We start from the raw sequence: 10,490 nt of genomic DNA, 5'->3' as shown, positions 1-10,490 counted from the left end.
TCAGCCGTTGAACGTGAACGTCTGCATCACCTGATTGATCAGCGCGTCGGCCTGCTTCCGATCGGCCAACCACTGATGAAGTTCCAATCGACTGTCACTTGGGAGCCGTCAATAACCGTGCCGTACTGGTCGTAGGACCTGTTCCCGCTCTTGCCCCGGATATGGAAGAAGGTAACGCCCCCGAACTTGGCGTCTGCTAGTTGTTCGAGGTTCTCATAACCTTGGCTCTCAAGAGTCTTCATGCTGACCTTGGCCAACTCATTGGTTGTCTCAGCGAGCGTGATGTCGGCGTCGAGGATCCCCGCCGTCCCGCCCGAGCCTCCTGTCGTGGCTGGCGACTCCGAAGGCGAGCTGCTCGGCGGGGCTGACGCATCCGGCCCAGTTGGCTCGCCCTTCTCACTACCGCAGGATGTCAGCACGGCAGCTGGACCGCCGCCACGACGATCAAAGCAAGATTGCGGACGACATGGCCCGTCCGAGATGACTTCACGTTCTCAAACCCAACTCAGCCCTCGAACTTGAACGACGGCATCACCTGGTTGACCAGATCATCGATCTGCTTCGGGCTGGCCAAGTCGTTCAAGAACGTCCACGTAACGGTGACCGCCGAGCCGTCGACGACCGCTCCGTAGGTGTCGATGGTGTTCGTATCGTTTCCTTCGCGGACGTGGAAGAACGTGACTCCACCAAACTCGGCATCGGCCAAGCGCTTCGCACCAGGCAGCTTCAGTGTGTTGACCGCCAGGGCTTCGGTGTCTTCGGACAGTGTGACGTTCGCATGCAAGAGCGCGAAACCAGGCGAGTAGCCGAGATCGTCCTTGGGGGCGCTGATGATCATCCTCGACGACTGCGCCGGCTCGACCCTCCACTCAGCAGGAGCCGACAGTTGGGCGCCGTTGACCTCCGCCATCTGTGATGCCGCTGGCGACTGGGCGCTCGTCGCGGATTTGTCGGCGGATGGCGACGAAGTAGTTCCATCCGGTTCCTCGCCGGCACGCCCACATGCCCCAACAACGACCGCGAGGAGTCCAGATACAACGGCTGCGACGAAACAGCGGGCAGCGAGGTCTCGCGGTGATGACGTCACGCTTCGAGGCCGCCCTCAGCCCTCGAACTTGAACGTCGGCATCACCTGATTGATCAGCTCATCCATCTGCTCTCGGCTAGCGAAGTCGTTGATGAACGTCCACGCCACACTCGCCTCTGAGTCCCCGATGACCGCGCCGTACTCGTCGTAGGAGTTGACATTATCCTCACTGCGCAGGTGGTAGAAGGTGACTCCGGCGTACTCGACGTCTGAGAGGCGCTTGGCATCCGGCTTCGAGCCTTTGAGGATCTTGAGTGCCGAGACCGCAAGTTCATCCGTGTCAGCGGCGAGGGTCATGTTCGCATCCAAGATGCCCCAGCCAGGCGAGTATCCATCGGCGTCTTTGGGGGCTCCAACTATCGGGTTCCCGTCTTCCATCTCGACGGTCCAACCGGCGGGGGCGGAGAGTTGGGCCCCGTCGACTTCAGCTGTCATGGGGACGGACGCAGTTTCGGAGGCTGAAGGGCTGGCTGAGGTGGACTCCGTCCCAGGTCCGGACGGTTCCTCCGCTCCGCCACTGCACGAGCAGAGCAAGAGGCCGGTCACGACCGACACAGTAGTCAGGGCAAGGCGTCGGGACAGGCGAGTCCGAGATCCAGTCATGTTGGACAGGATAGTGGCTCCGTCACCGTCGTCATTGGCCGTGACGATCAGCGGGAAGGTGTCTAGACTTTGCCCACCGCTTGCACACACTCGGGGGAGGCCGACATGGCAGGATCAAAATCCACTGGAGTCGATGAGACCCTGGTCAACAGGATCAAAGATGTCCTCATGGAGGCGAAGGATGAGGTCTACAAGGTCCACGTCGACAAGCCTGCAGCCGGGTCCCTCGGAGGGAGTGGCACCGGTGAGCGACTCGAGAAGCTGATGAACCGGGCGACCGATCGGATCAACTCGACCCTTTCAGAGACCAACGAGGCTCTCGTGAATTTCGTCGATGCTCTCGATGATGCTGTACGCGCGATCAAAGACGCTGACGAAGATTCAGCCGCAGCGATCCGCAAGTTGGACGCGGGAGCCGAATTGATCGACAAGCCGTTCTTCGAGAACTTGACGAAGGACGAGCGTCTCAATCTTCCGGATATCCCTTTCCCGTTCTTCCCGCTGTCTGGCGAGACGCTTGAGGAGATCGCGTCACGCTCCGAGTACGGCCAGAACCAGGAGGGCTGAGCGATGTCTTCAGTCAAGGGCGGGATGATGGCCGTACTCAAGGAGTACGTCGCCAAGGCGGATCCCGACGATGTCGAGAACCGCTTGACGGACTGGGATCAGGCCAGGAGAGTACTGCGGCGCGTATCACAGTCTCTCGACGCCGCATCCAACAACGTTCCGAAAGCGTTCGAAGAAACGTCCGACACTGCTGAGGCTGCCAAGAGGGCGTTCAGTGACTCCGCCCAGAAGTTGAGCCATAAAGCCGACCAATTGGACGCGGCAATCCAGGCGTTGAGTGCGGCACAGTCGACGACCCGCACCGCCAAGGAGAAGTACGCCCGACTCGAGGCGTCCCTCCCCACCAATCACGGGCCCGCACCCAACCCTTCAGACCCGAAGTACGCGCAGACCGGCACCGGGGTCGACTCTGCCCAAGCCGTCCAGAACCAGAAGGCGCTCCAGGCTGACCGCGCAGCTCACGCTGCCCGCGAGCAGGCGATTGCGGACGCCGAAGCGGCGGCGGCCCAGCAGATCCAGGTCGTCGACAACGACAACTACACGGCTGAGCCCCCGGTACGCGCGATCACCGACGACCCCAACGCCGAGCGCGGTAACGCACCGACCGCCCCGTCATCCCCCGGCTCCTACAGCGCGATCGCGGCATCCAAGGCCCGGATGGAGAAGTACAACTCCGGAACCCTCTACCCCGACGGCTGGGGCCACGAGCTGATCGCCCAGGAGAAGGCGAACATCGCGGCGCACGAGGCGGAGAACACGCCCGAGTGGAACGGCACCCAGTGGATCAACGCCGACGGTTCGCCGGCGCCCTCGACGTCCTACGCGATGGTGGAGACGGCTGATGGCCTGGCGCCGCTCGCGGGCGGTACGGGCGGGATGACCGCGCTCGCGATCGGTGGCGGTGGGGCTCTGCTCGGAGCCGGTGTGGCCAAGGCACTTGCCAGCAAGTTCGCAGCCGGCGCGTCGGCGAAGGCAGCGACGCCCGGAGCCACGTCGAGGTCGGCAGCCGCCAGGGCGGGCGCCGCTGGTGCCCGCGCGGGTGCAGGAGCCGGCGCAGGGGCACGCGGAGCCGGGGCCGGCGCGCGTGGCGCAGGTGCCGGAGCAGGTGCCCGCGGCGCTGGCGGGCGTGGCGCCCGGGGCGGTCCGACCGGAGCGGGGAGCCGCGGCGGGCGCGGCGGAGTCGGCGGGGCCGGCGGCCGCGGTGGCAAGAAGAACGACCGGCGGAACGGTCAGGACCAGGACTGGCAGGCCGACTACAGCGACGACTGGACCGAGAGCGCCAGCGACGTCCTGGATCCCAACGCGTCCCGCGGCTGGACCCCGAGCGCGCCGCAGGGCGACGAGACCGACAAGAACGGCCGGAAGGCCTAGCACGACGCGAAACCGGCCGTCGGATTCCTCCGACGGCCGGTTTCGCGTACGTCAGGCGACCTTGTTCATCTCGCCCGTGTGCTCGATGGACTCGTCGAGCTGATGGCGGGCGTCGGGGTGGCCGTGGAAGTGCTTGTAGGAGTAGCCGAGGACGGCGAGGGCGATGACGCAGGAGCCCAGCAGGGTCACGCCGGTCCAGTCACCACCGAGGAGCCACAGCGAAGCCTCGAGAGGCCACCAGTGCGGCGCGGGCGGCCTGATCAGGAAGACGACGCCGACGGCACCGATGGAGAGCGCCCCCAGGGTGGACAGGATGATCCGCGGCCAGGTCTCGACGCCCTCGGCGGCCCCGCGCAGGGCCCGGAGGCGGACCGGCTCGACGTAGCGGCGGGCCCACGCGTACTGGCGGGAGAGCACAGCCAGCCCGCCGAAGAGCATCAGCAGCCCCGGACCCGGCAGCACCATCGCGGCGATCCCGGCGACCACGAGCAGCCAGCCGAGGGTCTCGAAGGCGAGCCGCTTCGCTGCGGCTCCTGCGAGGGACTTCATGCCAATAGCCTGCCATTCGGGGACAACCCCGAGATCAACTAGGGGAATTTTGCGAGGGATCATGCGGCCAGGTCGTACTTGACACCCTCGGGGCTCGGGAAGGTCAGCCACAGCACCGCGAGCACGATGTCGCCGATGATCGGTACGACCAGGATCAGCTGCCACCACCCGGAGCGGTTGATGTCGTGCAGCCGCCGTGCACCGAGTGCGATCGTCGGCACGAACACGACCAGCGCGTAGAGACCGATCACGAGGCTCACGACGTCGTTTCGCGCCAGCACAGCGACGATGAGCATCAGAAGGTTCACGAGCATCGGCCAGAGCAGCTCGGTGCGGCTGGCGCGACCCGAGAATGTCGCGTACTTCTTCCAGAACCGCGCGTACGCCTCGGTGATCGAGGCCGCACGAAGCGGCTGGTCAAGGGGGATCGTCACGGGCAGGAACCTTAGGTGGCGGAGATCGGCTACGTAAATGTCTGGCAGGGCATCTGTTCCAGATGAGAACAAAGTTCATCTTCCCGTAGGAAACGGACGCACACCGAAACATCAAGGGGCGGCGTACGGAATGAAACTCCGTACGCCGCCCCCGGCTGTGGTCTCGATCAGGCCTGAGCGGCCTCGTCGATCGCAGCAGCGACGCGCTTGTGCGCCTCCCAGATCTCCTCGGGCAGCTTGAACTGCTTGAGGTGCTCCTCGCGGAAGCCCATCTCCTGCTTCCAGCGGGCCAGGTCGAGGGTGAGGATCCGGTCGAGGTCCTTCTGCGGCAGCTCGAGGCCGCGCAGGTCGAGCTCGTCCTCGGTCGGGATGATGCCGACGGGGCTCTGCTGGCCCTTGACCTCACCCTTCTTGAACTGCAGCAGCCACAGCAGCGCACGGACGTTCTCGCGGTAGCCGGGCCACAGGAAGTGACCGTCGTCGGCGTCGCGCTGGAACCAGTTCACGTGGGCGAAGACCGGCTTGTCGGTGGCCTCACCGATGATCTTCAGCCAGTGGCGGGCGTAGTCGCCCTCCTCGTAGGCGAGGAACGGACGCATCGACATCGGGTCGTAGCGGAGCACGCCCTCGAGGCCGTCGGCCGCGGCGGTTGCCTCGGCACCCAGGGTGAGGCCGTCGTAGACGCCCTCGGCCACGTCGGTGATCGCGCGGATCAGCGGCTCGCGGTCACGGGTGCGGCCACCGAAGATGATCGCGTCGATCGGAACGCCGGCGGGGTCGTCGAAGTCGGGGGCCGCGTTGGGCACCTTCGAGATCGGCGTGGTGAACCGGGAGTTGGGGTGCGCCCACGGCTCACGGAGCTCGGAGTCGAGCCGGTCGGCGAGACGCTCGCCCTTCCAGTCGATCCAGCCGTCGAGGTCGTCCGGGTGGTGCTTGGTGAGCCCCTCCCACCAGACCTCCTGGGTCTTCTCGTTGTAGGCGACGTTGGTGAAGATCGCGCCCGAGCCCGGCAGGATCGCCTCGATGGCGCCCGGGTTGGTCTTCTCGTTGGTGTCCTTAGCGACACCGAAGACGCCGTTCTCCGGGTTGAAGGCCCGCAGCTTGCCGTCCTCGCCGACCCAGATCCAGGCGATGTCGTCGCCGTAGAAGGTGACCTCGTAACGCTCACCGAGGGCGTCGGGCGAGAGCGTCATCGAGAGGTTGGTCTTGCCGGAGGCCGAGGGGAAGCCGCCGACGACGTGGAAGTCCTCGCCGGTCTCCTTGTCCTTGATGCCCAGCAGCAGGAACTGCTCGGCCAGGAACTTGCCGGAGGCGCGGCCGTCGTAGCAGGCCTGGCGCAGGCCGTGGGCGATCTTGCCCAGCAGCGCGTTGCCGCCGTAGGAGGAGCCGAAGTGCAGGATCGTACGCTGGTCGGCGACCGTCGCGAACAGACGCTGGTCGTTGTCGGTCCCCTGCCCGAGGTTGGGCAGGTCGCCGGTCACGTGCACCGCACGGACGAACGAGTTCGGGTCCTCGAGGTTGTTGATGTAGTCGATGCCGACGCGGGCCATCCGGATCATCTGCTGCACGACCGGGCGGCTGTCGGTGAGCTCGACACCGGCGGCGTAGGCCTCGAGCGGGCTGCCGGCGGGAGCCATCAGGTAGGGGATGACGTACATCGTCTTGCCCTTGGAGGCGCCGGTCATCCGCTCGGTGAGCGTCTTGACGGTCTCGTCCGCGGGCTTCCAGTTGTTGTAGACGCCCTTGTCCTCCGGGTTGGAGGTGGCGACCACGGTGCGCTCCTCGGAGCGCGCGGTGTCCTTGCTGTAGGAACGGCTGTAGTAGCGGCCGCCCGTCACCGGGAGGAGCTCACCAGCTTCCAGGGACTCCTGGAGAAGCCGCTCGTCGTCGGCTGCGCTGACAACCTCGATCTGCTCGGCTCCGGTCACCCCTGCCCAGTAGGAGACATACTCCCGCACATGAGGATTCGTCAGCCCCGCCTCATCGAGGACCTTGTCCACGTCAACCATTCCGACACCCTTCAAAAGTTTCGCCGATTGCAGGCACGTTACCCCAGTTGAAGAGGCCTCCAACCGGGGTACCGTGCACCAGAGTGGGTCATCCATCACGGGCCTGGACAATTGATCGATCCAACCGCAGGCGATGTTCCGATAGCCGGTCCCGATACCCTTGTGACCCCCATGTTTAAGTGAGAAACGCCTCATTTCGGCGAGTGGTCCGTAATGTGGATGTGACGCCGATGTCGCATGGTGACACGGATTACATCTAAGGTTTCGCGAGTGATCCCCCAACACAAAGACGTTGAATTGTTTCAATTCCTGAACGGTCCAGAGGTCGCCTGATGGACCTCATTCTCGGGACCTTCGCCGCCTCCTTCGCCGGAGGACTCTTCCCCGTCATCAACTTCGAGACCTACCTCGCGGTGGCCGCCTCGAACCTGACCTTCTCGGCCCTGATCCTCGCCCTGGTGGCGGGAATCGGCCAGACCAGCTCCAAGGTCCTCTGGTACTACGCCGGCCACGGCACCACCTCTCTTCCCTTCGTCCGCAAGAAGATGTCGTGCGAGAAGTGGCAGCAGCGGATGGAGAAGTGGGAGCGGCGTACGCAGGGCCGGCCCGCCTACGCCGGCGGTCTGCTCGCGGTCGCCGCGCTCAGCGGGCTTCCGCCGCTGGCGATCCTCGCGGTGGTCTACGGCTCGCTCAAGGCCAACCTGATGCTCTTCGTCGGCATCACGTTCGTGGGCCGCGTACTCCGCTCGTGGATGATCCTCGAGGCGGCGGCGTTCGCCTGGTTGCGGACATAGGGCGCACCCCGGCCGCGACTGGTTCTAGGCTGTCCGCATGCCTCAGCCAGCCGGATTCGTCGGAGTCACCGCCAACCTCGGCCTCAAGGAGGGCGCTGACGACTTCGCCGTCGTCGCCGCCCCCTCGGGCCCGGTCACGAGCGCCGCGGTCTTCACCCGATCCCGATTCGCCGGCGCCTCGGTGCTGCTCTCCCGGTCCTCGGACCTGGCCGCGTTCCGCGGGATGGTGACCATCTCGAAGAACGCCAACGTCGCGACCGGTCCGACGGGCGAGGCCAACGCCCTGGAGGTACGCCGCCTGGCGGCCGAGATCGTCGGCGTCCGCCCCGAGGAGCTGCTGGTCGCCTCGACGGGCGTGATCGGGGTGCAGTACCCGATGGACGTGCTCACGCCCGCCCTCGAGAAGCTCGCCGGCACCGCCGGCGAGGCCGACTTCGAGGCCGCCGCGGCGGCGATCATGACGACCGACACGATCGCCAAGATCGAGACCCGGACCGTCGGTGGGGCGACCATCGTCGGCATCGCCAAGGGCGTGGGGATGCTCGAGCCCGACATGGCCACGATGCTGACCTACTTCTTCACCGACGCCGCGATCCCGGCCGACGACCTCGACGCGGCCTTCCGCCGGGTCGTCGACCTCACCTACAACGCGGTCTCGATCGACACCGACACCTCGACCTCCGACACCGCGGCGATCTTCGCCTCGGGGGCTGCGGGCGCGGTCGACCTGGGCGAGTTCGAGGCGGCGCTCTACGACGCCGCGCTGGCGCTGGTGAAGAAGATCGCCTCCGACGGCGAGGGAGCCTCCAAGCTGATCACGGTCTCGGTCACCGGCGCCCGCGACGACGCCCAGGCCAAGCGGGTCGGCAAGGCCATCGTCAACTCGCCCCTGGTCAAGACCGCCGTCCACGGCGCCGACCCCAACTGGGGCCGGGTCGCGATGGCCATCGGCAAGCTCCGCGAGGAGACCGACATCTCCCCCGAGCACGTCCGCATCGCCTTCGGCGGCACCGAGACCTACCCCGCCCAGGTCTCGGCAAATCTATTGGCGGATTTGTCGACTTATCTGTCTGGCGACGAGGTCTCGATCGAGGTCGACCTCGGCATCGCCGCGGGTGGGTTCACGGTCTACGGCTGCGACCTCACCGACGGCTACATCCGCATCAACGCCGACTACACGACCTGAACCAACCGTCAACCGGCCTGCGCGGAGCTCTCCTCGGCGAGAAGGGCGGCGGCGCGGCGTACGACCAACTCGACCACGTCGGGGTGGGGACCGATGACGTCGGCGACGGTCTCCGCGCCGGCGGCCTCGGCACGCGCCCGCACCATGTCGGAGAAGAAGCCGGGCGCGAGCAGGTAGGGCGAGACGGCGTCGCCGGGGCGTACGACCTCGTCGATCGCCGGGGCTCCGGAGCCGGAGACGGTGGCGACCCGGACCGGACCGCCCCAGGCCTCCTCCAGCAGCCGACCGGCCGCGGCGATGTCGGCGCGGGCATCCGCGTCGTTGGAGCCGGCGGCGACCAGGACCACAGGCTGACCAGGCGAGACACCCGCCGCGACCAACCGGGAGACCTGCGCGGAGGCGAGCAGCACGTCCGGGCCGAGGGCACGACCCATCGTCACCGGCAGCCCCTCGGCGGCCTGCGGCAGGTCGACCTTGATGTGGTAGCCGGTCGAGAGCAGCAGCGGGACCACGACGGACGGCTGCCCGTCCGCCAGGACGTCGGTCAGCAGCGGCTCGCAGAGCTCGACGTACGCAGCCTTCGACTCCATCGCGAGCACGCGGCCGGCGCGCTTGGCGATGATCGAGGCGACGGCGTTGCCGAGCAGCTGCCGGGTGCCGTGGGCGGCGACGACGAGCCTCATGAGGCCACCGCCAGCCGGTAGCCGCGCTTCACGACGGTCTGGATGGTCTTGGTGCCCAGCGCCGAGCGGAGCCGGGCGACGGCCATCTCGACGGCGTGCTCGGAGCCGGCGGTGCCGGACGGGAGCGTGGCCAGCAGGACCTGCCGGGAGACGACGTTGCCGGGGTTGGCGACGAGAGCGCCCAGGACAGCGGCCGGAGCCGGGGAGAGCTTCACCTCGGCGCCGTCGAGGATCACTGCGTCGTCGTGGAGCAGCAGCTGGTGGCCGCCGGCGAGCTCGACGAGGAGACCCTCGCGCCGCAGCGGCAGCTCGATCTGGAGCATCTTGACCATCGCAGCGGTGCGGGAGCGGTCGGGGACCATGGTCGGTACGCCCCACATCTCGAAGGCGGCGGCGGTCACCGGGCCGACGCAGGCCGCGACCACATCGGCCTGGAACGCCGCCACGACCTCGTCGCGCAGGCCGACCGAGCCGGCCGCCTGCATGAACGCGGCCACGGCCGGCGCGGAGGTGAAGGTGACCGCGTCCAGCTCACCGTCGGCCAACGTCTCGACGAGGCGGAACATCGGCTCCGGGTCGGAAGCCGACTCGACCCGGTAGACGACCACGTTGATGACCTCGGCACCCTGCCGGGTGAGCGCGTGCGCGACCATCGACAGCGACTGGCCGTGCTCCTGCACCACGATCCGCTTGCCGGTGAGGTCGCGGCCACGCAGGTGCTCCAGGACGTCGTCGAACTCCTCCGACTCCGGCGCCCACAGCTCGCGCAGGCCCCTGCGCCGAAGCGCCCCGACCGACTTCGGTCCGCGCGCCAGGATCTCGGCACGGCCGAGCGTCTCCAGCAGCCGGTCGAGCAGCCCCCACTCCTCGGCGGCGTCGAACCACGCGCGGGTCCCGATGCCGGTCGTCGCCAGGAACATGTCGATCTTCTGGCCGATGATCTGCTCGGTCACCGCGCGCAGCGCGCCGGCGTCGACCCGGTTGGGGTCGACGGAGAGGGCGGGCGCCCAGACCACCTGGGCGCCTCGCCTCTCGAGCAGGTTGATCTGCTCCTCGGCCTTCCGCGCCGCGGTCACGCCGACGCGGAAGCCGCTCAGCGCGCCGCTCTCCACATCCGCATCGTAGATCTCCTGCGCATTGTGCACCGCCATGCTTCCACCTTGCGGCGACAGCGTTTCACCGCGCGCGGCCTGCTCGATCGTCGGCG

Annotated in this window: 12 protein-coding genes; 4 read left to right on the top strand and 8 right to left on the bottom strand. The window is 67.1% G+C overall.

Annotation, left to right across the window (positions count from 1 at the left end):
• Nucleotides 1-38: 38 nt before the first annotated feature.
• From HD557_RS00825 to HD557_RS00815, 3 genes are all read right to left on the bottom strand, one after another.
• Nucleotides 39-419: a hypothetical protein gene (locus HD557_RS00825; RefSeq protein WP_196872482.1), complete on the bottom strand. Its 381-nt coding sequence runs from the start codon at nucleotides 417-419 to the stop codon at nucleotides 39-41.
• 86 nt (nucleotides 420-505) lie between these two features.
• Nucleotides 506-910, bottom strand: a complete 405-nt coding sequence (locus HD557_RS00820; protein ID WP_196872481.1) for a hypothetical protein — start codon at nucleotides 908-910, stop codon at nucleotides 506-508.
• A gap of 192 nt (nucleotides 911-1,102) precedes the next feature.
• Complete coding sequence (locus tag HD557_RS00815; protein ID WP_196872480.1) at nucleotides 1,103-1,522, bottom strand: hypothetical protein; 420 nt, start codon at nucleotides 1,520-1,522, stop codon at nucleotides 1,103-1,105.
• 273 nt (nucleotides 1,523-1,795) lie between these two features.
• Here HD557_RS00815 and HD557_RS00810 point away from each other — a divergent pair, with 273 nt between their 5' ends.
• Nucleotides 1,796-2,257: a hypothetical protein gene (locus tag HD557_RS00810; protein ID WP_196872479.1), complete on the top strand. Its 462-nt coding sequence runs from the start codon at nucleotides 1,796-1,798 to the stop codon at nucleotides 2,255-2,257.
• A gap of 273 nt (nucleotides 2,258-2,530) precedes the next feature.
• Complete coding sequence (locus HD557_RS00805; protein WP_196872478.1) at nucleotides 2,531-3,628, top strand: hypothetical protein; 1,098 nt, start codon at nucleotides 2,531-2,533, stop codon at nucleotides 3,626-3,628.
• A 51-nt stretch (nucleotides 3,629-3,679) separates the two neighbouring features.
• Here HD557_RS00805 and HD557_RS00800 read toward each other — a convergent pair whose 3' ends face one another.
• From HD557_RS00800 to HD557_RS00790, 3 genes are all read right to left on the bottom strand, one after another.
• Complete coding sequence (locus HD557_RS00800) at nucleotides 3,680-4,177, bottom strand: PGPGW domain-containing protein (protein WP_008354790.1); 498 nt, start codon at nucleotides 4,175-4,177, stop codon at nucleotides 3,680-3,682.
• A gap of 59 nt (nucleotides 4,178-4,236) precedes the next feature.
• Nucleotides 4,237-4,611: a DUF805 domain-containing protein gene (locus HD557_RS28520; RefSeq protein ID WP_008354791.1), complete on the bottom strand. Its 375-nt coding sequence runs from the start codon at nucleotides 4,609-4,611 to the stop codon at nucleotides 4,237-4,239.
• A 167-nt stretch (nucleotides 4,612-4,778) separates the two neighbouring features.
• Nucleotides 4,779-6,620: a phosphoenolpyruvate carboxykinase (GTP) gene (locus tag HD557_RS00790; protein WP_196872477.1), complete on the bottom strand. Its 1,842-nt coding sequence runs from the start codon at nucleotides 6,618-6,620 to the stop codon at nucleotides 4,779-4,781.
• Between the two features lie 332 nt (nucleotides 6,621-6,952).
• Here HD557_RS00790 and HD557_RS00785 point away from each other — a divergent pair, with 332 nt between their 5' ends.
• Complete coding sequence (locus tag HD557_RS00785; RefSeq protein ID WP_008354794.1) at nucleotides 6,953-7,414, top strand: hypothetical protein; 462 nt, start codon at nucleotides 6,953-6,955, stop codon at nucleotides 7,412-7,414.
• Nucleotides 7,415-7,451: 37 nt separating this feature from the next.
• Nucleotides 7,452-8,600: a bifunctional glutamate N-acetyltransferase/amino-acid acetyltransferase ArgJ gene (gene argJ, locus HD557_RS00780; protein WP_196872476.1), complete on the top strand. Its 1,149-nt coding sequence runs from the start codon at nucleotides 7,452-7,454 to the stop codon at nucleotides 8,598-8,600.
• Nucleotides 8,601-8,608: 8 nt separating this feature from the next.
• On the opposite strand, the gene HD557_RS00775 is transcribed toward argJ, so the two are convergent.
• Together HD557_RS00775 and HD557_RS00770 are read right to left on the bottom strand one after the other, a co-directional pair.
• Nucleotides 8,609-9,283 (bottom strand): sirohydrochlorin chelatase, encoded by a 675-nt coding sequence (locus tag HD557_RS00775; protein WP_196872475.1) that lies wholly within the window; start codon nucleotides 9,281-9,283, stop codon nucleotides 8,609-8,611.
• Nucleotides 9,280-10,434, bottom strand: coding sequence for a uroporphyrinogen-III synthase (locus HD557_RS00770; RefSeq protein ID WP_008354800.1), 1,155 nt, complete (start codon nucleotides 10,432-10,434; stop codon nucleotides 9,280-9,282). Before HD557_RS00770 ends, HD557_RS00775 begins: the two co-directional genes overlap by 4 nt.
• Nucleotides 10,435-10,490 lie beyond the last annotated feature (56 nt).

The organism is Nocardioides luteus, from assembly GCF_015752315.1.
GTDB lineage: Bacteria > Actinomycetota > Actinomycetes > Propionibacteriales > Nocardioidaceae > Nocardioides.
The sequence above is the reverse complement of the archived record's forward strand: the minus strand, read 5'-3'. Positions and strand labels throughout refer to the sequence as shown.

What these genes read in the sequence shown, in the direction of transcription:
- argJ (WP_196872476.1), top strand. Translation starts at nt 7,452, where the DNA reads ATGCCTCAGCCAGCCGGATTCGTCGGAGTCACCGCCAACCTCGGCCTC.
- HD557_RS00770 (WP_008354800.1), bottom strand. Translation starts at nt 10,434, where the DNA reads ATGGCGGTGCACAATGCGCAGGAGATCTACGATGCGGATGTGGAGAGC.
- HD557_RS00815 (WP_196872480.1), bottom strand. Translation starts at nt 1,522, where the DNA reads ATGACAGCTGAAGTCGACGGGGCCCAACTCTCCGCCCCCGCCGGTTGG.
- HD557_RS00800 (WP_008354790.1), bottom strand. Translation starts at nt 4,177, where the DNA reads ATGAAGTCCCTCGCAGGAGCCGCAGCGAAGCGGCTCGCCTTCGAGACC.
- HD557_RS00785 (WP_008354794.1), top strand. Translation starts at nt 6,953, where the DNA reads ATGGACCTCATTCTCGGGACCTTCGCCGCCTCCTTCGCCGGAGGACTC.
- HD557_RS00775 (WP_196872475.1), bottom strand. Translation starts at nt 9,283, where the DNA reads ATGAGGCTCGTCGTCGCCGCCCACGGCACCCGGCAGCTGCTCGGCAAC.
- HD557_RS00810 (WP_196872479.1), top strand. Translation starts at nt 1,796, where the DNA reads ATGGCAGGATCAAAATCCACTGGAGTCGATGAGACCCTGGTCAACAGG.
- HD557_RS00820 (WP_196872481.1), bottom strand. Translation starts at nt 910, where the DNA reads ATGGCGGAGGTCAACGGCGCCCAACTGTCGGCTCCTGCTGAGTGGAGG.
- HD557_RS00790 (WP_196872477.1), bottom strand. Translation starts at nt 6,620, where the DNA reads ATGGTTGACGTGGACAAGGTCCTCGATGAGGCGGGGCTGACGAATCCT.